Source organism: Pirellulales bacterium (genome assembly GCA_019636335.1).
Taxonomy (GTDB): Bacteria; Planctomycetota; Planctomycetia; order Pirellulales; family JAEUIK01; genus JAHBXR01.
Genome location: JAHBXR010000027.1, coordinates 1 through 23,352, shown reverse-complemented (window position 1 = coordinate 23,352; position 23,352 = coordinate 1). Strand labels below are relative to the sequence as shown.

Here is a 23,352-nt window from a genome sequence, read left to right as displayed (position 1 = left end):
GATCCTGGAGTGGCGGCGAAATAGCAGTGACGCTCAAGTGAGCGTAAACTGGCCGCAGATCGCCTCGAAGTTACACGACGAGTTGGTGCCATGCGACGACCTTAGGCAATGCGAACATTGGTAACCGCGGTGTTCTGCGCGTGGCACTCTTCGACGTTGCTGTATGCCCACGACCCGCCTCCCAAGCCGACCTCTACGACGCACACCATCGCGCGGCGCACGGCTGACGGCCCGACGTGCCAGCTCAAGCTTTCGCTCATCGACGCGAAATCGGGGGAGCCGCTGCCCGGCGTCGTGCAGGTCCTCGATCACGACGACAAACTCGTCGAGCTACCGAACCTGTTGAACCGCGGCCAGGGCATCGAACAGATCGGGCCGATTCACAACTGGTGGGTGCTTGCGGGACCAACCGTGCTCACGGTGCCGGCGAAGGAGATCTCGGTCGACGCGTTCTCGGGGCTGGAGACGGAACGCGCGGCGCACCAGCACCTTGATCTGACCGGTAAGACGGAAGCCACGCTCGAAATTCCGCTAACCAGCTTTCATGATGCGCTCAAGAGTTGGTATATAGCGGGCAACACGCACCTGCACCTCATGAAAATGAGCCGGCAAGAGGCCGATCGCTATCTGAGCGAGGTGCCGCTGGCCGATGGCCTCTGGATTGTCTTTCTCTCCTACCTCGAACGGGCCGAGGCCGATCTCGAGTACACGAGCAATAACATGCCCTCTTCTAGCACGATCCACGAAACAGGGGCCACTCAACATGCCACCAGGACATCGTCATCCGCCCCACGATTCTTCTTACCCCCCCGCGCGTGGGCCGGTGCTGCTGCTCACCTGCATGGACCTGCGGCTACTCGACGAGATCGTGGCCTTCATGGACCACGACGGGCTCGTGAACCGCTATGACCACGTCATCATGGCGGGGGCGGCGCTGGGGGCGCTTGGCGCGAACCTGCCCGAGTATGAGCACTGGAAATGCACCTTCTTCGATCATCTCGACAAAGCCTACAAGCTGCACCACATCCACGACGTCTACATCCTCGAGCATCGCGACTGCGGCGCCTATCGCGATTTCCTGCAAGAGGCCGGCGACTTCGACGAGGGGCAGGAGAAAGCAGAATTCGCCTGTCATCGCAAATATGCCAACCAACTCCGTCGAGAAATCCTCGCCTGGGCCAAAGAGCGCGACATCAAGCTGCGCGTGCGAGCCTTCCTCATGGACCTGCGCGGGCGAGTGGCACAGCTCGAAGAGCCGCGGCAAAACAGGAAGCCCAAGCGGAAGCGTGCCGAGTCGTAGCACGAGGTGAGTCGAGCGACGGGATTATTGTCGAAACGAGTCGGGCAGTCGGTGGAACTTTTGTCCGGCAAAACGCATCCTATCTGCAACCAAGGAGAAAATCGCCATGCTCAAGAAGCTGCTCATCGCCGGTGCCGGATTGGTCGTGTTGCTCGTCGTGCTCTACGTGGGCTTGAACTCCATCTACAACAAGAACACGGCTGCCGCGGAGCGGATTCTCGATTCGATCGATAGCAGCTCGCACAGCTATTATGGTCAGGCGCAGTCGGGCAGTTTGAACTACGACACCGAGCAGTCGATCCTGAACACCAGGATTCTCGAATACAAGCAGCTCACTCAGTGGGCGATTCGCCCGCATGTGAAGGCCCGCTTCGACGAGGTCTGTGCCGCGGCCGAAAAGGCCCTCACCAATGCCCGCGAAATGCAGGCGTACATGCAGCAGGGGCAGGAAGATGGCGAAGCCCGCGCCACCGCTGCGATGGAAGAGATGCTCGAAAACCAGCGCCGAGCCGCCGAGCAGAACTAACCGCGCTCCCGCGGATCGATCCAAATCCACAGCGTGGCGCCGATCAGACAAATCGCACTCGCCAGCGCCAGTCCCCACTGCCAACCGAAGTACGAGGCGAACCACGGCGTCACCACCGGCGCCAGCAATCCGCCGACGTTGCCTCCCGTGTTGAAGATGGCGGCCGAAGTCCCGCCGCGTCGGCCGCCGAGTTCGATGGCCGTGGTCCAAAAAACCCCTTCGCCCAGTCCGGCTGCCCCCATCGCCAGGGCGAAGAACGTGACGATCCAGAACGAGCTCTCGGCCGCGGTGCCCAACAGTAGCAGGAGGGCGCTCGCCAGCAGCCCCATGCCAGGCACCGCGGCGCGCGACACGCGCACCCCGAAGCGCGGCAAGAGCCGATCCGACAGTCCGCCTCCAACGAACATCGCCGCGGCCATCGCCAGGTTCGGAATCGTGGCGTAGAGACGGCTCTCTTGCGAGTCGTAGTGCAGCACCTCTTTGAAGTAGTACTGCATCCAATAGAAGAACAGATATTGAAAGTATCCCAGCGCCGCGTAACTGCCGGTGAGCAAGAGCAGGCTGCGGTTGCGCAATAGCGCGTACCAGGCGGGCGAGGGCTCGAGCGGCGGCACGGCGATCGTCTGTGCCGCGGCCGACAACGTATCAACCGATGGCGCTTCCTCGCGCGCGGACGGACCATCGGAGGCCACCATCAGCCACACCACACCCAGCACGCCCGTCAAAACGCCACACACGACGAAGGCCGCCGGCCAGTCGAGCACGTCCATCATCGATCCGAAGACGTAGTAGGTCGCCGCGATGCCGACGAGCGCCGCCGCCGTGACGAGACCGTTGGCCGTCGCGCGGCTTTCCGGTGGCATCCACAGCGACACGGCCCGCGCGCAACCGGGATGCAGCGGCGCGCTCACCAGCCCCATCGTGCCGCGCACGACCCACAACACCGGCAGAACCATCGCCCCGAGCGACAACCAGCCGATGCTGCCCGTCAGCACGATCAACAGGGCCGAGGCGACCGCCATGCCCCCCAACGCCCGCTTGGCGCCGATACGGTCGATCAGCCATCCGCCGGGAATCATCGCCAGCGTGTAGAGCACGAGATAGGCCGAGTAGACCGATCCCATCTGGGTCTCACTCAGCCGATACTCGTCCATCAGCCGCTCGGTGCCCGCCACCGACATGCTCACGCGATTGAAGTGCCCCGAGAAGGTGAACGCCATCAGCAGGGCGACGATCAGCACGCGCGGGCGCGAGAGGGCAACAAGCATGAAGCGACCTGTCCATCAAACGTAGAACGTGTTCGTGCGTAGCGCGGCCATCGACGCCGCAGTGTGGCGGCGCGACAGATCGTTTGCAACCAAACGAATATTCGCGGGAACAAAAGCTTGCGGCGGTTTCACACGCGGCGGATAATCGAAGTCGTCACATCTCCCTTCGCCGTTCGCGCACCTGTCACTATCTGTTCGATTCTTTCGCTTGCCGTGCTTGCGCGGTGTCGGAACACATCCGCGCTGGCTAGACGCACCTCCGTCCGGAACTTTTTCAGAGAAAGAGGGTCGAGGCATGGCCAAGTATGAACTTCCCGAAGTACCACGCGACGATTCGCAAGATCTGCCCGTCGATCCGGCCCAACTGCGGCTTGACGAGCGGCGCCCATCGCGGCTGGGTGATTTTGGGCTGCTGGCCTTGAGTTGTGTCGTGGCCGGCGGCGCGGCATTCCTGCTCTTGGCGAACAGTCGTCCGACGAACGGTGCGACGCACTCCGCGCAACTCGAGCGGCAGGCACGTCTGCTCGAAATCGACGCGGCCGCTGAAGCCGCAGTCGCCGATCGCACGCACGAATAACGTAGCCATGTTGCGTCGTGCGAGCGAACACTCCATCCATGCGCATCAGCCGGCGCGCGACCCGCGTTGGTTCCTTTGCGCGCTGCGCTGGTGCGAGCACGTGCTGGCCACCTTTGGCGGCATCGTGCTCGTCAGTTGGTTGTCGTTCGACTACTCGGCGATCGTCTCGCCGTCGATGTCCCCCACGCTCGAAGGGACGAGCCTCGACGACGGCGATCGCGTCCTCACCGAAAAGCTGAGTGGCTGGTTCTGCACGCCACGGCGCTGGGAGGTGATCACCTTTCGCGACAAGTCGGGCGAGCGGCGGATGAAGCGAGTCGTCGGGCTGCCGGGCGAGTCGGTGCAGATGCTGGCCGACCGCGAACTCTTGATCGACGGCCAGCGTGTGGAAGTGCCCCCCGTGATCGATCAGAAGTACCTGCGCTACGGCAAGCCGGTGCCGTGTGGCGACGGGTACTACGTGCTGGGAGACGACCTGAAAGACTCGGAGGACAGCCGCTTTAATGGCCCGGTGCCGGCGGAGCGGATCATCGGCCGCGCCTGGCTGATCGTGTGGCCCAAGGAACGAGCCGGCTGGGTGCGATGAAGCTCACCGGTGCCATGCAGTCGAGAGACTTCCTCCCCTACGGCACCAAGAACGGTCGTATAATTGCGAATAGCAATTGGATCGTTACATCCCCAGTCGGAGTCTCTTGGATGGCCGAAGAGCGTGGTTGCGGTTCGATTGGCCTGGCCGTTTTTGGTGTGATCGTCTCGCTCGTCTACCTGTCGAACATCTCGATGGGCTTCTTCGAGATCCCGGACAATCTCCCCTTCGTCGGTAACCTCGACGAGGTCTTCTTCACGGGCGTGCTGCTGGCCTCGCTTGCCAAGCTGGGCATCAACCTCCCCTTTTTGCAGCACCGCACGCCCCCGCGACAGGATCCGCCCCCCGTGGAAGAGAAGCCGAAAGCGGACCGCTAAGCCGTCGCGCATCTTCGGCAGCACTTGGGGTAGGCGGAGCACCTGTGTTCGATCAGATCCGTCGTGCCGTCGTAGTTGCAAACCATTTGAGATCGACCACGACGACACAACGTGAAGTGCTATTCAGACGATTTACCCATCTGCGTTTATCTGCGTGTCTCTGCGGATCAACTCGAATGCCGCAGCACTCGATCCGCAGACGGACGCAGATTCACGCAGATGACTCCGCACGGGGGGCGTGATGATGTCCTTCATCGGCGGAATCGCCATTGCCGTTGGCGTCTTCGGGTCGCCACATGCCCCAGCCGAAGAGCATCGCCGCCGTCAGCGCGTAGGCCGCGGCCAGATAGAACGGCGTCTGCCCCGCGGCCGCTTTGGGCAACTCGGGCAGCGCCCAGGGTAGCACCATCGAGCCACCCGGCAGGGGCGAATGAATGACGCCGAACAGGCTTGCCACGGCGGCGACGGCCAGATAGGCCGCGGCCTGTTTCAAACGGCGATCGATCATCGCCACCAGCGTCGAGGCCCAGAGCAGGCTCGTCACGATGAAGCCGGCCGAGAGCATGCGCATCGTTTGCAGCTCGCTGGCCAGTCCCGCTTCGAGGGTATCGAGCGTCGTCCCCGACTGCGCGAGAATACCGAGCAGCCGATCGGCGTAGATCATCACCAGGTAAGCCAGGGCGGGCACGCAGCCGAAGACGACCGCCGGATAGTGGCGCGTCGGCGTGGCATGAAAGCTCTGCGAGGAGATTTCGAGCCCGATGAAGACCAGGATCGGCAGAATCGCCGCCTTGGGGATAAAGAGGTACAGGTAAGCGAAGTAGCCAAAGATTCCCGCACCGCCAATGAAGAGCGCGGTGGCCAGCGTATAGGCGGCGCGCCCCCCCATCGCCTTGTACGCCGGATGCCCGATGTAGGGGGTCGTCTGAATCACGCCGCCACATAGTCCGGCCACCAGGGTGGCCACCGCCTCAACCGCCACGACGTGCCCCGTGTTGTACTCGTCACCCACGGCGGCGGCGCTCTCCGTGCAGTCGATGCCTCCCACAACCGTGGCCAGGGCAAAGGGGATCACGATCGGCAGGTAGACCAGCGAATCGCGGAACACCTCCCACCATTCGAGCGTGGGTAGGGGGAGCACGAACCCGATCTGGGTCTGAATGGTCTGATCGATGGAGGCGGCCCCCAGCGTGCCGGTCCAGGTCATCAGGTAGTAGACCGTCGTGCCCACCAGAACCGCCCCCAAGGCCCCGGGTATCCGGCCGGGCAGTGACAAGCGACTTACCAGCGTGGCCAAAATCAGGGCAAGCGACAGGAATCCCACCACGGGAACCCGGGCCACCTCGAGTAGCGGTAAAAAGCTGATCAGCACCAGGGCGATAGCGGCCAGCGAACCCAGAAGTCCTGCCCTGGGAACGACTTGCCGCATCCAATGGGCCGCTAGCGAGCAGGCCAGTTTGAAGACCCCGCTGGTAATAATCGCGCACATGCCGATTCGCCAGGCGTAGATGGCAGCGTCTTGTTCGGCAAGTCCGGTGGCTTTTCCGGCAAGATAGGCAGGCCCGAGAACGAAGAACACCATGCCAAAGGTGCTTGGCGTATCGATACCTAAAGGCATGGCGGTTATGTCGTTACGACCAGAGCGGCGTGCCAGCCGGAAGGCCATCCAGGTGAAGAGCAGGTCGCCGACGAGGACGCCTAGCGCGGTTCCCGGGATCATGTAACGAAGAGCAAAACTTTCAGGGAATCCGAATGCGCCACCCAGCAGCCCGACCATGAGCAGCAGCGCCGCGGTATTATCTAACATCAAGCCAAAAAAGGCGTTAACGTCGCCAGCAGTGGCCCAGCGGTAGCGGTTCAACAGCGGATTCCTGACTTCTGGCACGCGAGTTGCGGATTATGCCGTCCAGAGTCTACGAGCTATCGAGTCAGACTGTCAAATTGGCACGGAAAGACGGAACAAACGGCCCAGCCGAGGCCACTCAGACAACGGTTTGTCTACCCTTCACGTCATCATCTTCTTGTCGTAGAGAGGCGACACGTCACGACCGCCGGGGGGAACTTGCGGTTCACATCTCATCGAATCCTTTGCCGCACGAACCATCAGCCGGTCGGACACGTAAGAACCATGAACAAGACCATCAAGCCTATGTCGAAACCGAATCAAGTCGCCCCTGGGCGACGATCGTTCGCGGATGAGACCGACGAAGCGCTGATCGTGCGCTATCGGGACACCGGCGATCGCGCGGCCTTCGACGAGTTGGTCCACCGGTACGAACGCGAGCTGTACAGCTACCTGCGTCGCTATCTGGACGACGCGGAGATGGCCGAAGACGTGTTCCAATCCACGTTCCTGCAACTCCACCTGAAGTGCGATAAGTACGAAACCGATCGGAAGTTCCGGCCGTGGCTCTATACGATCGCAACGAATCAAGCTATCGACGCCCAACGGCGCAACAAGCGTCACCGCATGGTGAGCTTGGATCGCCGCAACGGGCAAGGCAAGGACGACGACGTAGGGGCATTGCTCGAACTGTTGGTCGGTGGCGAGCCGGGACCCGTGGCGCAGCTCGAGGGGGCCGAGCGCCGCAATTGGGTCCGTCAGACCATCGCCACGCTGCCCGAGCCTTTGCGGGCGGCCATCACCCTGATCTACTACCAAGGCATGAAGTATCGCGAGGCGGCCGAAGTGCTGGCCGTGCCCGTCGGGACCGTCAAGAGCCGGTTGCACACCGCCATCTTGAAGCTCAACGAGGCCTGGCACAACACGCAGCCCTCGGGAGAATTCCACCCGTAATGGCCACGTACGAGGCGCGCGACGATCGCGGCCTCCTGCCGACGGGGCGAGCTTCTGCCCCGCCAGAATAAATTAAGGGAATTGGTGCCATGCGCGACGAGCTACTTGGCTACCTGCTTGGGTCGCTAGAGCCGGACGAAGTCGAACGACTAGAAGAGGAGCTGCGGCGCAACCCGCAGCTCCAACGCGAACTCGAGGTGCTGAGCGAAGCGCTCGCACCGCTGTCGGAAGAAGAAGACCACCACGAGCCCCCGCCGGGGCTGGCGCTGCGCACCTGCGAGCAGATCCAGATCCATGCCCGCGTCACGGTCGAATCCCGTGTCGAAACGGTCAGCACGCGCATGGGGTGGAGCGTGCAAGACTTCATGGTCGCCGCCGGCATCATGATCGCCGCCTCGATGCTCTTCTTCCCCGCCGTCAGCCATAGCCGCTTCCAGGCGCAATTGGCCATGTGCCAGAACAACCTGCGCATGATCGGCGCCGGCGTGACCAACTACAGTCAGGCGCACGGCTCCTACTTCCCCGCAGTCGCGGCACGCAACGGCCGTGCCGTGCCCGCCGCCTTCGCCTCGCTTCTGTCCCGCACCGGGTTTGTCGAAGGCTCGCAACCGTTCGTCTGCCCCTCGTCGGCCACCGCCGAGCAACGCTGCATGCGCTTGCCCACGCCCGAGGAGATCGACGAGTACGGACTCGACCACCTGCGTAGTGTTTGCCGCAGCATCGCGGGCAACTACTGTGCGACGGCCGGCTACACCGACAAGTCGGGCTACCACAGCCCGCGCAACTTCCATCGCGAGACGTTCGCCATCGTCTCCGATGCCCCCTGCCAGATGCGGGGCGAACATCAAAGCTCGAACCACGGCGGCGATGGCCAGAACGTGCTGTTCGAGGATGGCCACGTCGTCTATCTGCACAACTGCAACTGCCAACGCGGCACGTCGGGAGACGACATCTTCCGCAACGACGACGGCAAGATCGCCGCCGGCAGCCACCGCGACGACTCGGTGATCACGTTCCGCATCGTCGAGCTCGACTCGAAGAACGCCGCCGCCGAATAGCAACGGCCTGGAACCAATCCTGCCCGCGAAATTGCGCAACCGTTTCCGCGATCGAGGCACGATCCCATCGGGCTCGTGCCTTTTTTAATTTCGTGTGGCGCGAGTTCTCCAAGTCCGCCTGGGGCGTAAACTCTGGCTCCGCCGGTGACACCCAGCGAACATCACGCGATCACGATACCACATGGTAACGCGTGGCCTATAATCCGGACGCGTTTCAGGATGCCGCATCCCTTCGCTCTCCGGAGATTCTTTCATGCCGCCAATTCGCCTGGCCTTGCTCGGCCTGGTTCTTTTGCAGGCTGCTGCCGTCGCGGACGAACTTCTGCCTGCGCCCACCGGCCCGCACAAGCCAGGCCGCACGAGCTTTCACTGGCAGGATGACGCACGCGACGAGCTAGAGACGGCCGCACCGCTCGATAAGCGCGAGCTGATGGTGCATCTTTACTATCCGGCCGATCCCGCGGCGACCGGCGAACGTGCCCCTTATGTCCCCGACGCTGACGAGATGCAAGGGCCCTGGAAGCCCGATCAGATCGAACGCATCAAATCGATGCGCGCGCACAGTCTTGAGAACGCAGCACTACCGACAGGCAACGAGAAGTACCCGGTGGTGATCTTCGCGCCCGGCGGCGGCATGAAGGGGACGACCTATAACACGCTCGTCGAAGATCTCGCCAGCCACGGCTGGATCGTGGCGGCCATCGATCCTCCCTACAACGCTCGAGGGGTGCGTCTGCCCGACGGCCGCGTGCTGGGCAAGCTCACACCGGAAGAACGTGGGTGGCCCGAACCGAAAAGTCCCGAAGAGTTTCGCCGCTTTTACCGGGAGCGCATCGAGCATTGGTCGCGCGACATGAGCTTCGTGATCGATCAGCTTACGGTACTCAACAAGAATGACAGCCGCTTCGCCGGACGGCTCGATCTGGCGCGGGGAGTAGGGGCGGTCGGCCACTCGCGCGGCGGTCAGGCCGCCGGTACGGTGCGCATTCTCGACGAGCGCATCCGCGGCGGGGTGAACATCGACGGCGTGGCCGAAGTGTATGGCTTTCAACCGGTGAAGGGAGAAGAGGAGAGCGGACGGGCGCCGTTTCTGTGGATTCAGAAATCGCTTCCACCGCCCCCCACCGAGGAGCAACTGCAACGCATCGGTCGCACGAGAGCCGAATACGAGGCCGAGATCGCGCGCATCCTGGGCGTGTGGGACAAGAAGCTCGGCGCCATCGAAGGGGGCGCGCTCCGCGTCTACCTCGATCGGCCCGGCATCGAGCACATCGATTTCTCCGACGAGCCCTTCTGGGATGGCCGGATGACCGACGAGAAGCGCCCCGGCAACTTGCAGACGGTCGCCGATATGCGAGCCTGGGTTCGCGCGTTCTTCGACGGCACGATCCGCGGCGAGTGGGAAGAGCTCAAGAAGCTGGCCGCCGAACCGGGCAGTCCACGCGAGCATGTGACGGTCTACACGTTTGGCCAGATGTGGCCGTCGCAATAACCTGCGTTGGTGCTATTCGTTGTTCTTGTTCTTCGCCCGTCGGCGTTCCTCTACCCGACGTGTACGATCACCGTCGATTTCTGGCCCGGGCAACTCCTCGAGCAGCTTCTCCAATCGCTCGCGCGCCGCCACGACCTCTGGATCCTGCGAGTCGGTCACTTCTCGATACCCCTGGTGGTCGCGATGGTCGCCGCAGTCGTAGAAGCGGCCGTTGCCTTCCAACAGCCAGCGTTTGTCGCGCAGCATGCGGCGATCGGTCAGGTAGCTGAAGATCCACTCTCGGTGCGGCGCCGCCGGATCGTGCAACGTCGGCACCAGGCTCACCCCGTCGATCTCGCGGTCGCTGGGCAGCCTGGCTCCTGCCAGTTCGGTCAGCGTCGGAAAGATATCGGCGACACTCGCCAGCTCATCACTCACCGCACCCTTCGTCACGTCCGGCCCACGCACGATCAGTGGCACGCGCACGCCGCGCTCGGTCACCGTTCCCTTGCCATCTTTGGCGGTGCCGTTGTCGCCGACGAAAAAGAGATAGGTCCGTTCGCCCAGGCCGAGATCCTCGATCGCCGCCATGAAACGGCCCACTTCGTGATCCATATACTCGACGTTGGTAGCGAGTCCTCCTTTTGTCTTCTGGCCGGGACGTTTCAAGTCGGGCGTGGGATCCCACGGCCTGTGGACGAGGCACATGGGATAGTAGACCAGGAAGGGGCGCTCGCGATTCTTGCGCATGAAGTCGATCAGAAAATCGCAGAAGCGGTCGGGCCCGTAGTCCTGGGGCGTGGTCGGCACGTACTTGCCGTTCTCCAATAGGCAGGGGTTCCAATAACGGGCGGTCTTCTGATTGCGTTCATTTTCCCAAGCGCCCGTGTGCGTGACGCCGGGGGGCAGGTTGTGCTTGTAAGCCCAGATCAGGTACTCGTCGAAGCCGCAATCGTGGACGAGCTTTTCCCCCTCGCCCGAGAGCTGCCACTTGCCGGCGAGCGCCGTGGCGTAGCCGCGCTCCTTGAGCACGTCGGCAAAGGTGACCTGCGCGGAGCCGAGATCGAAAAGGGGATCGTCGGGCGTGGGTGCGAAGGGGCGGCCGATCAAATCGAACCAGCCGGTGCGAAACGCATAGCGCCCCGTCATCAGCAGGACGCGCGTGGGCGAACAGAGGGGCGTGGCATAGCAAGTGCGAAAGCGCATCCCCTCGTCCGCGAGCCGATCGAGCTGCGGCGTGCGATGCGTCTGGTGGCCATAGCAGCCGAGTTCCTTCGCGCCGAGATCATCGGCCATGAGGACGATGAAGTTGGGCGGCTCGGAGGCGGCCGCCGGTATTGTCAGTAGCGAGCTAAGAACGATGAAGGCGAGTGCCAGCAGAAGGCGTGCCGTCATTGTTGTTGAAATCATGATGGATCGCACGTTAGGGATTCTCACGCGTTTTCATTTTCCACGATTTGTTCTTCGATCTCTTGCGTGTGCTGTGCGACATAGCTCCAGACGTGGGCCAAGTCATTCGCGCTCAGGCCAGGATAGTTAGCGAGAATTGCTGCGTCACTCACCCCCAGGCGTCGCATCGCCTCCAGCGTCCAGACCGCGATCCGAGTGCCAGCTACGCAAGCATCACCACCCACAGACACCGGATGTCTTCGTGATGCCGGGAATAGAACTGCCGGACATGTGGTTCATGCAAATCAGGAATGGTTTAACCTGAGAAAGTCAGGATGCGGTGCGCTTGGCCCAAAGCGGACCGAGTGGAATCCCATTCGCTCGCATCACGCGGCGGGCCTTGAAGTTGAGCAGCAGCGTTACTACAAAGCCAGCCCCAGGATACGCGGAGATCAATCCAGCAAGCAAAGCGACCAGCGGATGATAGAAACGCGCGGTGAGGAATGAGTTCAACAAGACTGTCGCGAACCAAACGATTGCATAGAACAAAAAGCCAGCGATGACCAAAACGCCGAAAGTAATTTCCAAGTATTCCGGGACAGATATCACGAATTCAGAAACGATCTTTTGATTGCGGTCGATCAATATTCCGAGCACGTTGAGAATGCCTGCCGGGATCCAGAGGCTGAGCATGACCGCTGCATATCTTTGCAGTCTTAGCACGCGTAGGAGATCGCCCGCCTTTCCGCTTCGCAGTCCGACGACGGGACGATCGACCACAGGCCCGTCCGCTTTGGATGCGGGTATCGGCGCACTGTAAGGGTTTTCGTCCATCGAAGACTCTGCCCCTGTCAACAAACATCGATCGCATGCCCACCCCGGGGTACCGGTGAGGGCATGACACCCACATTAGTCTCTCTTGTCAGGTAACCATCTGCGCAATCCGCTCCGTCGTCACCGGCTCGATCACCCCGCGCTCGCAGATGATCGCCTTGATGAGCCGCGCGGGCGTCACATCGAACGCCGGGTTGTAGACGTTGATCCCCGCCGGGGCGGTTTGGCGGCCGAAGCCGTGCGTGATTTCACTGGCGTCGCGTTCTTCGATCGGGATGGCGCTGCCGTCAGCCAGCGTCAGATCGAACGTGCTCGTCGGCGCGGCCACGTAGAACGGAATGTTGTGTGCCGCGGCGAGCACGGCCACACCGTACGTGCCGATCTTATTCGCCGTGTCACCGTTGGCCGCAATGCGATCGGCGCCCGTTACGACGGCCGACACTTTCCCCTCGCGCATCACCTGAGCCGCCATCGAATCGCACAACAGCGTCACCGGAATGCCGCGTTGTTGCAGCTCCCAAGCGGTGAGTCGCGCGCCTTGCAAGAGCGGCCGCGTCTCGTCGGCGTAAACGTGAATGCGCTTGCCTGCCTCGTGTGCGGCGAAGAAGAGGGCCAGCGCCGTGCCATAATCGGCAGTAGCCAATCCGCCAGCGTTGCAATGCGTGAGCACGCCTTGCCCATCGGCGAGCAACGCGGCGCCGTGACGTCCAATGGCGCGGCACATGTCGCGATCTTCATCGCAGATCGTGTGGGCTTCGTCGAGCAGCCGCGCGCGCAGCTCGCTCACGGTCATGGTGCCGCGGGCGGCCTTTGCTACGCGCTGCATGCGGTTGAGCGCCCAGAAGAGATTCACCGCCGTGGGCCGGCTGCTGGCCAGGAACGTGGCCGCTTCGTCGAGCCGCGCGAAGAAGCCCACCTCGTCGGCATCGGCCGCCGCCTGCACACCGACGCACACACCGTACGCCGCGGCAATTCCGATGGCCGGGGCGCCCCGCACACGCAGCGCACGAATCGCCTCCCACACGGCGTCGACGTCGCGGCAATCGATCTCGACCAGCTCGACCGGCAGCCGCGTCTGATCGATCATCACCAGATGCCCGTCGACATCCCCCTCCCAATGCAACGTGCGAAACTGCGTCTTCTCATCGACGGGCATCAGCGCTTCCTTCCGTAGATCGATTCATCTTCTTGCCAGTCAGTAGCTATCCGCAGATGCACGCAGATGTGGATTGCTAAACAACTCTATCTGCGTGCATCTGCGAATAACTTCCCCCCCAAACCCTCTCCGCGACTCCACGTCCACGTGAGAAACATATGTTGCTCGATGTCGCCTCACCGCTCGAAGCGCGAGTTGTAGCGCAGCTTGAACGTATCGGCGACGGGTCGGTTCGTGACTTCGCCATCCATGATGTTGATCGCCCGGGCAATCGGCGCGGATTCGGTCGCCGCCGCCAGGATGCCGCGTGACGCGATACGCAGTGCCCAGGGCAACGTCACATTGCACAAGGCGTAGGTGCTCGTGCGGCCGACGGCGCCGGGCATATTCGTCACGCAGTAGTGGACCACGCCGTCAACGACGTAGGTCGGCTCGCTGTGGGTCGTGGGGCGGCTCGTCTCGACGCAGCCTCCCTGGTCGATGGCCACGTCGATAATCACGGCGCCCGGCTTCATCACCTGCAGGTCGCTACGCACGATCAACTGCGGCGCCTTGGCGCCGGGAATCAGCACGGCGCCGATCACCAGATCCGCGCGAGAAAGTTGCTCGCGAATCGTATGACGGTCGCTGAACAGCACGTCGACATTGGCCGGCATGACGTCGTCGAGATAGCGCATGCGGTCGAGGTTCACGTCGAGCAAGCCGATATTCGCGCCGAAGCCGGCGGCCACCTTGGCGGCATTCGCACCGACCACGCCGGCGCCGATGATCGTGATGTTGGCCGGGGCCACGCCCGGCACGCCGCCGAGCAGAATGCCGCGCCCCATCTGCGGGCGTTCGAGATACTTGGCCCCCTCCTGGATGCTCATGCGCCCGGCGACTTCGCTCATCGGCGTGAGCAAGGGGAGCCGCCCCTGCTCGTCGCGCAGGGTCTCGTAAGCGACGGCCGTGGCTCGGCTGGCGAGCAGGGCCTCGGTCAACTTGCGGTCGGCAGCGAAATGAAAGTAGGCGAAGAGGACCTGCTGCGGTCGCAGCAGTGCGAACTCCGGCTCGAGCGGCTCTTTGACCTTGACCACCATCTCGGCGCGGCCGTAAAGCTCCTCGGCCGTGTCGACCAACTCGGCGCCATGCTCGAGATAATTCTCGTCGGTAATGCCGGATCCGAGCCCCGCGCCACGTTCGATCAGCACATGATGTCCCGCGCGGACGAGCTCTTCGACGCCGACGGGCAAGAGCGCCACGCGGTACTCGTCGCGTTTGATCTCCTTAGGGGTTCCGACGATCACGAGTGCCTCCCTCCGTGGGCAGAATCGAATGCCGCTAGGGGCATTTCACCACAGAAGGCGCCGGCCTGACAAGCCGGCTACGCGGCATGGCATCGCATGCCGTGGCGCCGGGGATGGGGGCACTCGCAACTCAGGCCTGCACGTGGGGGTGCCCCACGTAGAGCTGCAGCACCTGGCTCTGCACCTTGATGGCGCGAATCAGTACCCAGATCTGGTCGATCGTGAAGCTGTCGGGACTAGAGCCGGCCAGTTGCTCCAGCTCTTCGGTCATGGCGGCGTGCTGATCGGTGGCCGCTTGCAAGCGAATGCCCATCTCTTGCCAGGCGCGGGCCAGCCGCTCGTCGTCGTCCAATTCCGACAGATTGTCGACGTGGTTGGCCAACAACAGGCACAGTCGTGCCACATCGCGAGGGACGGCCTCGGGCTGAAAGCGCTCGATGCGCGCAGCCAAATCCTGGCAGATCATCGTGTGGATTCCGAAACGGGTGCAGAAATCAGAAGATGTGAATCAACGTTCGGTCGAGACCTGCGGCGGCGGTCGCGCCGCAGCCTGGGTCGCAGTCGCCTGGTATGGCATGGCGCCGGCCGGCTTTGGAAAGGATGACCGCGAACGCGGATCCGAGCCGTACACCCACATACCAGGCCTTTCGGCCCAGCGACCACTCACACTACGGAATGGCCGCCAAAAGAAACATAGCTCAAAAAATCCTGGGGGCGGGGCAGGCACAAAAATCCAGCCGGCCGCTGCACGATTCTCCCTCTATTTGCGGCAATTCTACGCGCCCGGACGCGGTCTTGACATTACTACGCACGAGAGGGCTCGATGGGTGCAAAGCGATTGATAATGGCCCGGGCCGCCCGCAGGCCATCGAGCGCGGCGCTCACGATCCCCCCGGCATAACCGGCCCCCTCGCCGATCGGGTAAAGCCCCGCAGCGCCCGTGCTTTCATAGGTCGCGGCATCGCGCGGAAAACGGACGGGCGAGCTGCCGCGAGACTCGGGCCCCACGAGCGTCGCCTCGGCCAGGAAGCGCCCGCGCCACCGCCGGTCGAGAATCGGCAGCGCGTGATACATCGCGCGGGCCACCAGCTCGGGCATCAGTGGCGAAACGTCGCCGGGGATCAGTCCGCGGAGATAACTCGACGCGGGACGATCTTTGGTCGGACGTCGGCCGAGAAAATCGTCCACTCGCTGGATCGGGCAGAGATACTCGCCGCGCCCCAGTTCGTAAGCCCGCTGCTCGAAGACCCGCTGCAAATGCACCCCAGCCAACACGTGTGACGAGCCGAAGAACGCCGGTTCGAGCGTGACCATGAGCCCACTGTTGGCAAAGCGCGAGTTGCGCTTCGAGAGGCTCATGCCGTTCGTGGCGAAGCAGCCCGGCTCGGAGACCGCCGGCATGACATAGCCCCCGGCACACATGCAGAAGGTGAACACGTTGTGCTCGCCGCGCGCCACCAGCGAGTAATCGGCGGCTCCGAGGCGTTCTTCCAGCCGCGCAGCGCCGTACTGCGCGCGGTTCACGTGTTCCTGCGGCTGCTCGATGCGCAGGCCAAGCTGAAACGGCTTCTGCTCGAGGGGCACGCCGCGCGCCACGAGCATCTCGTACGTGTCGCGCGCGCTGTGACCGATGGCGAGCACGACCACCGAGGTGGGCATGTGCCCAGAGGAGGTCGCCAGACCGCGCACCTGCCCGTCGGCGAGATCCAGGTCTTCCACGCGGCACGAGAAGCGGAACTCGCCCCCCATCTGTTCGATGCGCTGCCGCAGGGCCTTCACCACGGCGGGCAGCCGGTTGCTGCCCAGATGGGGCCGATGATCGTAGACGATCGACGGCTTGCCTTTCGACTCGGCCAGGATCTCGAGCACGCGGCGTACGTCGGGTCCGCTGGCTCGGCAGGTGAGCTTGCCATCGCTGAACGTGCCGGCGCCCCCTTCGCCAAACAGGTAGTTGCTCTCGGGATCGTGCGGGCCCCCTTCATCGAAAGCCTGTACGTCGCGCACGCGCTCGCGCACCGAACGCCCACGCTCGAGCACGATCGGGCGATAGCCATACTGCGCCAGAAAGAAGGCGGCAAAGAGTCCGGCCGGACCGGCGCCGACCACCACCGGCTGCTGTTCGAGCGGTTCGCTTCCCGGCCGCGGCTCGTCGAACGTCGGCTCCGAATAAAGCCCCACCTCGAGCGTGGATCTCTTCCGCGCGGCGCGGGCGACCAGTTGCTGCTCATCCGCAGGCAAGGCGACTTCAACCGAGTAGACGAACGCCAACGCACTCTTGTCGCGGGCATCGAGGCTCTTGCGCAGGATTCGCCAGCGGGAGATCTCCGCCGGACGCACATCGAGCGCCCCCGCCACACGCGCCGGCAGGGCCAACTCGGGCTCGTCGATACCAAGACGGATATTGGAGACGCGAATGGGCATGGCGGAGTGCTGCGAGACCGGCGGAAACGAGCCATTCTAAACCACCACGCCCCGACGAACAGGCGGGGCTCGCGAGTCTGGCACCCGCATTTCGAGGCCGCACCGGCGGTCCCGACTTCGTCGGGCCGTCGTGGTCCAATTGCTACCACGACGGCACAACGCAGTTCCGAATTCAATCGCTCCGTTTTCAGGATACGCGCCAAACAATCGTAACCCGAAGCGTGAGCGAGGGGCTTCTTGGGATCAGCGTCGTTCCAAGAAGCCCCTCGCTCACGCTTCGCGCTTGGGATGACGTAGGCAGCAGAATTTCGAACTGCCCTCACCCAGCCACGGTGTCATCCACCCATTCGCGCTGCCAGAGCTCGAAGAACAAGAGCGACCAGAGACGATAGCTATGGTCGAAGCGGCCAGCCTGGTGATCTTCGACCAGGCGCGTGACGACCTCGGGTCGAAAGTAGCCGCGGCCGAGTGTCGACGGATCGAGCAGCACCTCGCGGGCATAGTCGCGCAGTTCGTGACGGAACCAGTGATCCAGTGGCACCCCGAAACCCATCTTGCCGCGCCGCAAAATCGACGGCGGCAGCAGATCGCCGAACGCCTCGAGCAGGATCCGCTTGCCCCGGCCACGCCGGTACTTGCGCCCGATCGGCAGCGCCGCGGCGAACTCCACCAACCGGTGATCGAGAAACGGCGCGCGGCACTCGAGACTGTTGGCCATCGACGCGATGTCGACCTTCATCATCAAGTCGCACGGCAGATAGGTCAGGGCGTCGGCCAGGCTGGCTGCCGTGATGGGATCGCGACGCGAACTGCGAGCGAGCGCCTCGGCAATGAAATCGTAGGGATCGGCATCGGGCAGCGTGGCGAGATACTCGTCGGTGTAGAGTTCGGCCCGCGCCTGTTCGTTGAACACCGAGAGCCAATCGAAATAGCGCCGGCCCGGTGACTGCGCGAGCGCGCCGGTGAGTCGCTTGAAGCGGCGCAGCCTCGATTTCTGCGACGTGCCCGCGGGCAAACGCTGCCAGAATTCCGCCGCCAGGATGCTCCGCAGCGGAGCCGGCAAGCGATCGAACATGGCGCCGAGCGCCACCGCACGATAGCGGGGATAGCCGGCAAAAAGTTCATCGCCACCATCGCCGGTGAGCGCCACCGTCACGTGCGCGCGTGTCAGTTGCGAGACGTAATAGGTCGGAATCGCGGAACTGTCGGAGAAGGGCTCGTCGTAATGCCAGACCAGCTTCGGCAGGATCGACACAGCATCGGGCGTGACGTGGAATTCTTCGTGCCGCGTGCCCAGATGCCGGGCCACCTCGCGCGCATGGTGCGTCTCGTCGTACTCCGGCACGGGAAAGCCGATCGAGAAGGTGCGAATCGGCTCGCCGCGCGCCCGCTGCATCAGGGCCACGACGATCGAGCTGTCGATGCCGCCGGAGAGAAACGCACCCAGCGGCACGTCGCTCACCAGGCGCATTTCGACCGCCTCGGTGAGCAGGGTGCGCAACGTGCCGACGTCGTCGGCCCAGGGGCGTACCACCTCGCGCTGAAAGTCGGGCTGCCAATAGCTGCCGGTCTCGAAGCGCTCGCGGCCGAAGCGCGCCCAATGTCCCGGTGGCAGCTTCGCGTAGCCCTCGAAGATCGACTGCGGATGGGGCACATAGTGCAGCGCGAGATAGCAATCGAGCGCGTGCGGATCGAGACGGCGTGGAGCGCCGGGCACGGCCAGCAACGATTTCAACTCGCTGGCAAACGTCAGCCGGCCCGGCTCGCGACGATAGAACAGCGGTTTCTCGCCCAGGCGATCGCGGGCCAGGATCAATTCGCCGCGACGCGCGTCCCAGAGGGCGAGCGCGAACATGCCGTTCAGGTGCCGCAGAAAGTCGATCCCTTCGTCCTCGTAGAGATGCACGAGGACCTCGGTATCGGTGGCGCTGCGGAACTTGTGCCCCGCGCCTTCGAGCCGATGCCGCAGCTCGGCGAAGTTGTAGATCTCGCCGTTGAAGGTAACCCAGACGGTCTCGTCTTCGTTCGCGAGGGGTTGATGGCCGCCGGCAAGGTCGATGATCGACAAACGCCGGTGTCCGAGCGCCACCGACATGCCGGCGGCGGCGGCGAGGGCGACGCGCGACGCATAGGCTCCCGCATCGTCAGGCCCACGATGCGCGAGCAAATCGGTCATGCGCGCGAGGGTTGCGGCATCGACGGGCTCGGCCTCAGCAGTCCAGATGGCTCCGGCGATGCCGCACATGCGGTGAAAAAACTTTCGCGATGCAGGGTGGGTGCGTGGTGGTGCTATCAGCGCCGGCGGCGGGGGCGCGGCGTGTGACCATCGAGGCAAAAACCGCCTCTCCGTTGAGTTTAGCACGCCGCCATCAGAGTCCGCAGTCGTCTTCTGCCAGCAGGGTCTTGCTTTTTTGCCGTACTAGAAAAAGTAATTCGTGAAGACTCGAAAGCGGCCTTGACCCCTCGCCGGTCATTCCGTATTTTCCCCGCCTCACGTGGCAAACATTGCCACGCGAAACACAAGCGAGCGGGAAGCTGCGAGCCGCCCCCAACGGCCCGGCCCTCCCGCTCGCCATGAGACAACGAGAGCCACGTGGTGCGGCTTTTCCTTCGCAAGAAGCGTTGGCCGCGCGAACCGCCAAATCGCCGGCAAGGATGCTCGCGGGGCGGCTTCGTACAGCGGATGGTAAACCGAGGCCCGTTCACAGTCCGGGCCGCGGCACAATCGTCCAATCGCTCCCGGAAAAGGTTGGAGTCCTTTGCCCCCCTGGGACTCTGCCTTTCCGGGGGCTTTTTTTATGCGCCGACTGGCACCCCGCCGTTCGCGAGGCGCCGCGCCGAAGAAATCCGAAAATTCCTGAGGGAGTTTCCCACGATTTCTCGCCTTTATTCTTGGTGGACCGTGTTCACTCGGTCGCCGGCCACCCTTCACGTTGCTGCGTGGCATCTGCTGGATCGCGGCTGGCGCAGCAGTTACAGTGGGCCTCGAAAGGGAACCGCGGCGGCATTACGCATGGCTGATTTGACGCAACTCTTGCTGCGGATCGATCAGGGGGACCGGCTCGCCGCCGAAAGTCTTCTGCCGATCGTTTACGACGAACTGCGGCAGCTCGCCGCCAGCAAGCTGGCCCGCGAAAAGCCCGGTCAAACGCTCGACGCCACCGGTCTGGTTCACGAGGCCTATCTCCGCCTGGCCTCGGGCGCCGACCCGCGGCAATGGCAGGGGCGGAACCATTTCTTCGCCGCCGCCGCCGAGGCGATGCGACGCATCCTGGTCGACCGGGCTCGCCGCCACCAGGCACACAAGCACGGTGGTGGGCATACGCGCGTCGACCTGGACCTGGCCGTTTCGGTCGCCGGCCGCGAGGCCGCCGCCGACCTGCTGATCTTGGACGAGGCGCTCGACCGGCTGGCGGCGAAATGGCCAGCCAAGGCAGAACTGGTAAAGCTCCGCTACTTCGCGGGCCTTACCATGCCGGAATGCGCCGAGACGCTCGGCGTCTCGATCGCCACGGCCGAGCGCCACTGGGCCTTCGCGCGCAGTTGGCTCTATGCCGAACTGCGAGACGCCGACGCGGCGGCCGGCGACCACTCTCCGCTGGCCGGATAAACGGCCGGACGCTCGTCTCAGGGGGACAGGCAGCATGTCTGAATCGACTCGCTTCGAGGAACTATTCCACGCCGCGCGCCAGCTCGAGACGCCCGAGGATCGGGCCGCCTTTCTCGCGCAGAACTGCGGCGACTCGCCCGAGATGCGGCGCGAGTTGGAGCGACTGCTGGCGGCCGACGCCGTGGCAGGGGCATTCCTCGATCGGCCCGCGGCCGAGGTCATCCCCACCGTCGACCATGCGTCCCACCGCTCATCGGCCGAAAGCGATCGCGAGGCGCGCGGCCTGGTCGGCACCTCGATCGGGCCTTACAAGCTGCTGGAATTGATCGGCGAAGGGGGGATGGGGGTCGTCTACATGGCCGAGCAAAGGACGCCGCTGCGGCGACTCGTCGCTCTCAAGGTGGTCAAGCCCGGTCTCGACACGCGCCAGGTGGTGGCTCGCTTCGAAGCCGAACGCCAGGCCCTGGCCATGATGGACCACCCGAACATCGCGCGCGTGATCGACGCGGGCGCGACCGCATCGGGGCGTCCTTTCTTCGTCATGGAGTTGGTGCGCGGCGTGCCGATCACCGACTACTGCGACACGAACCAGCTCACAGTGCCCGCGCGGTTGGAGCTGTTCGGCCAGGTCTGCCATGCCGTGCAGCACGCGCATCAGAAGGGGATCATCCATCGCGACATCAAGCCGTCGAACGTGCTGGTCACGTTGCACGACGGCGTGCCGGTGCCGAAGGTGATCGACTTCGGCGTGGCCAAGGCGACCAATCAGCAACTGACGGAGAAGACCCTCTTCACGCACTTCGCGCAGATGGTAGGCACCCCCCTCTACATGAGCCCCGAGCAGGCCGAAATGAGTGGGCTGGATGTCGACACACGCAGCGACATCTACTCGCTGGGGGTCTTGCTGTACGAGCTGCTCACCGGCACGACGCCGTTCGATCGAGAGACGCTGCGCAAAGCGGCCTACGACGAAGTGCGGCGCATCATTCGCGAACAAGAACCACCACGCCCCAGCGCGCGCATCAGCACGCTGGGCGAGACGCGCACGACTGTGGCGATGCAGCGTCAGTTGAACGCCGTCCGGCTGAGCCAACTCGTGCGAGGTGAGCTGGACTGGATCGTGATGAAGTCGCTGGAAAAGGACCGCACGCGACGGTACGAGACCGCCAACGCCTTTGCGGCCGATATTGCGCGTTTTCTCGCGGATCAGCCCGTCGAAGCAGGGCCTCCCTCGACCGTCTATCGCGTGCGAAAGTTCGCCCGCCGGAACCGTTCGCTCCTGACAACGACCGTAACGCTCGCGGGCATCCTCGTGCTCGCCACGTTCTTCAGCAGTTGGCAAGCGATACGAGCCAAAAGGGCAGAACGCCAGGCGGAAAAACAGGCCACGATCGCTCAATCGAGCGAACTGAAAGCGCAGCAAGAACGACGTCGCGCCGATGCCAAGGCGGAAGAGGCCGAATCACGCGAGAGAGAAGCGAATGCCGAGCGCGCGAGAGCTGAACAGAACGCCCAAGAAGCGAACGCCGAGCGGATACGCGCGGACGAGAAAGCGCAGGAAGTACTCGCCGAAAAGGAGGCGGTGCGACGGCTTGCGTATGCCGCGACTACGAACGCTGCCCAATTGGCGTGGGAGGCAAATCGCATCGATCGGGTTCACCAACTGCTCGAAGCGCAAATACCGCAGGACGGCGAGCGCGATTTACGTGGTTGGGAATGGCATTACCAGCGTCGGCTTTGTGAGGATGATCTTCGCACGTTCCGGGGGCATACGAATAGAGTCAGGTGTGTGGCGTTCAGTCCGGACGGACGACGTCTCGCATCTGGCAGCCAAGACAAGACGATCAAGATCTGGGATGCGGACACCGGCGCTGAATTGCATACACTGCGGGGGCATATGAAAACAGTCTGGTGTGTCGTCTTCAGCCCAAACGGACAACGTCTCGCGTCCGCTTGCGAAGACGATACGCTCAAAGTATGGGATGCAAATACTGGCGCTGAATTGCTTACACTCCGGGGCCACACAAAATGTGTTAACAGTGTTGTCTTCAGCCCAGACGGACAACGTCTCGCATCTGCGAGCGACGACGACACGCTCAGAATATGGGATGCAAATACTGGCACTGAACTGCACGCACTTCGAAGACACGCAAATGAAGTCTGGTGTGTCGTCTTCAGCCCAGACGGCCAACGTCTTGCGTCCGCCGCCTACGACGAGACGCTCAAAATCTGGGATGCATACACTGGCGCTGAATTGCATACACTCCGGGGGCACACAGATGCCGTCAATAGTGTCGTCTTCAGCCCGGACGGACAACGTCTTGCGTCCGCCAGCGATGACGAGACGCTTAAGTTATGGGATGCAAATACTGGCGCTGAATTGCAGACACTTCGTGGGCATGCAGATGGGGTCTGGTGTGTTGCTTTCAGTCCAGATGGGCATAGTCTCGCGTCCGCCTCCTACGATAAAACGATCACGATCTGGGATGCGAACAGCGGTGCATCACTGCGCACTCTCAAGGGACATACAGATTCAGTAAATTGTGTCGCCTTCAGCCCAGACAGCGGAAAGATTGCTTCGGCTGGTAGCGATGGAACAATCAAATTGTGGGAGTCACAACATGCCGGAGTTCGCACTTTCCCACGACGAGGCGTCGCTTGCACTGTGTTTAGTCCCGATGGACGTCCGCTCACTT

At 63.2% G+C, this 23,352-nt stretch carries 21 protein-coding genes; 11 read left to right on the top strand and 10 right to left on the bottom strand.

Going from position 1 to position 23,352, the window contains the following annotated elements:
* Positions 1-108: 108 nt before the first annotated feature.
* The 3 genes from KF708_21150 (at position 109) to KF708_21140 (ending at position 1,826) form a co-directional block, all read left to right on the top strand.
* Positions 109-909, top strand: a complete 801-nt coding sequence (locus KF708_21150; GenBank protein MBX3415206.1) for a hypothetical protein — start codon at positions 109-111, stop codon at positions 907-909.
* Entirely contained in the window at positions 896-1,300 is a 405-nt protein-coding gene (locus tag KF708_21145; GenBank protein MBX3415205.1) for a hypothetical protein, read from the top strand. Before KF708_21150 ends, KF708_21145 begins: the two co-directional genes overlap by 14 nt.
* 106 nt (positions 1,301-1,406) lie before the next feature.
* The gene (locus tag KF708_21140) at positions 1,407-1,826 is read left to right on the top strand and encodes a hypothetical protein (protein MBX3415204.1); all 420 of its coding nucleotides are present in this window, start codon (positions 1,407-1,409) and stop codon (positions 1,824-1,826) included.
* Here the strand turns inward: KF708_21140 and KF708_21135 are convergent.
* The gene (locus KF708_21135; protein MBX3415203.1) at positions 1,823-3,094 is read right to left on the bottom strand and encodes an MFS transporter; all 1,272 of its coding nucleotides are present in this window, start codon (positions 3,092-3,094) and stop codon (positions 1,823-1,825) included. The two genes, KF708_21140 and KF708_21135, sit on opposite strands and share 4 nt — an antisense overlap.
* Before the next feature lie 295 nt (positions 3,095-3,389).
* On the opposite strand from KF708_21135, the gene KF708_21130 reads away from it, so the two are divergent.
* The 3 genes from KF708_21130 to KF708_21120 all read left to right on the top strand — a co-directional run bounded on the left by KF708_21130 (position 3,390) and on the right by KF708_21120 (position 4,634).
* The gene (locus KF708_21130) at positions 3,390-3,671 is read left to right on the top strand and encodes a hypothetical protein (GenBank protein ID MBX3415202.1); all 282 of its coding nucleotides are present in this window, start codon (positions 3,390-3,392) and stop codon (positions 3,669-3,671) included.
* Positions 3,672-3,678: 7 nt separating this feature from the next.
* Positions 3,679-4,257, top strand: a complete 579-nt coding sequence (lepB, locus tag KF708_21125; protein ID MBX3415201.1) for a signal peptidase I — start codon at positions 3,679-3,681, stop codon at positions 4,255-4,257.
* A gap of 110 nt (positions 4,258-4,367) precedes the next feature.
* Complete coding sequence (locus tag KF708_21120) at positions 4,368-4,634, top strand: hypothetical protein (GenBank protein MBX3415200.1); 267 nt, start codon at positions 4,368-4,370, stop codon at positions 4,632-4,634.
* 211 nt (positions 4,635-4,845) lie between these two features.
* On the opposite strand, the gene KF708_21115 is transcribed toward KF708_21120, so the two are convergent.
* Positions 4,846-6,441, bottom strand: coding sequence for a permease (locus tag KF708_21115; protein ID MBX3415199.1), 1,596 nt, complete (start codon positions 6,439-6,441; stop codon positions 4,846-4,848).
* Positions 6,442-6,783: 342 nt separating this feature from the next.
* Here KF708_21115 and KF708_21110 point away from each other — a divergent pair, with 342 nt between their 5' ends.
* From KF708_21110 to KF708_21100, 3 genes are all read left to right on the top strand, one after another.
* Complete coding sequence (locus tag KF708_21110; protein MBX3415198.1) at positions 6,784-7,431, top strand: sigma-70 family RNA polymerase sigma factor; 648 nt, start codon at positions 6,784-6,786, stop codon at positions 7,429-7,431.
* Between the two features lie 89 nt (positions 7,432-7,520).
* Entirely contained in the window at positions 7,521-8,489 is a 969-nt protein-coding gene (locus KF708_21105; protein ID MBX3415197.1) for a hypothetical protein, read from the top strand.
* 253 nt (positions 8,490-8,742) lie between these two features.
* Entirely contained in the window at positions 8,743-9,981 is a 1,239-nt protein-coding gene (locus KF708_21100) for a hypothetical protein (GenBank protein ID MBX3415196.1), read from the top strand.
* A gap of 12 nt (positions 9,982-9,993) precedes the next feature.
* Here KF708_21100 and KF708_21095 read toward each other — a convergent pair whose 3' ends face one another.
* The 8 genes from KF708_21095 to asnB form a co-directional block, all read right to left on the bottom strand.
* Entirely contained in the window at positions 9,994-11,370 is a 1,377-nt protein-coding gene (locus KF708_21095) for a sulfatase-like hydrolase/transferase (protein MBX3415195.1), read from the bottom strand.
* A 23-nt stretch (positions 11,371-11,393) separates the two neighbouring features.
* The gene (locus KF708_21090; protein MBX3415194.1) at positions 11,394-11,600 is read right to left on the bottom strand and encodes a DUF433 domain-containing protein; all 207 of its coding nucleotides are present in this window, start codon (positions 11,598-11,600) and stop codon (positions 11,394-11,396) included.
* 79 nt (positions 11,601-11,679) lie between these two features.
* Complete coding sequence (locus tag KF708_21085) at positions 11,680-12,183, bottom strand: hypothetical protein (protein ID MBX3415193.1); 504 nt, start codon at positions 12,181-12,183, stop codon at positions 11,680-11,682.
* A gap of 88 nt (positions 12,184-12,271) precedes the next feature.
* Positions 12,272-13,339 (bottom strand): S-methyl-5-thioribose-1-phosphate isomerase, encoded by a 1,068-nt coding sequence (gene mtnA / locus KF708_21080; GenBank protein ID MBX3415192.1) that lies wholly within the window; start codon positions 13,337-13,339, stop codon positions 12,272-12,274.
* A 176-nt stretch (positions 13,340-13,515) separates the two neighbouring features.
* On the bottom strand, positions 13,516-14,625 hold the full coding sequence (gene ald, locus KF708_21075; protein ID MBX3415191.1) for an alanine dehydrogenase: 1,110 nt from the start codon (positions 14,623-14,625) through the stop codon (positions 13,516-13,518).
* 130 nt (positions 14,626-14,755) lie between these two features.
* Entirely contained in the window at positions 14,756-15,091 is a 336-nt protein-coding gene (locus KF708_21070; protein MBX3415190.1) for a hypothetical protein, read from the bottom strand.
* Between the two features lie 338 nt (positions 15,092-15,429).
* Entirely contained in the window at positions 15,430-17,046 is a 1,617-nt protein-coding gene (locus KF708_21065) for an NAD(P)-binding protein (protein ID MBX3415189.1), read from the bottom strand.
* 319 nt (positions 17,047-17,365) lie between these two features.
* Positions 17,366-19,291: an asparagine synthase (glutamine-hydrolyzing) gene (asnB, locus tag KF708_21060; protein MBX3415188.1), complete on the bottom strand. Its 1,926-nt coding sequence runs from the start codon at positions 19,289-19,291 to the stop codon at positions 17,366-17,368.
* A gap of 768 nt (positions 19,292-20,059) precedes the next feature.
* On the opposite strand from asnB, the gene KF708_21055 reads away from it, so the two are divergent.
* Complete coding sequence (locus tag KF708_21055; GenBank protein MBX3415187.1) at positions 20,060-20,656, top strand: sigma-70 family RNA polymerase sigma factor; 597 nt, start codon at positions 20,060-20,062, stop codon at positions 20,654-20,656.
* Between the two features lie 34 nt (positions 20,657-20,690).
* On the top strand, positions 20,691-23,352 hold a 2,662-nt coding region (locus KF708_21050; GenBank protein MBX3415186.1), incomplete at its 3' end, for a protein kinase.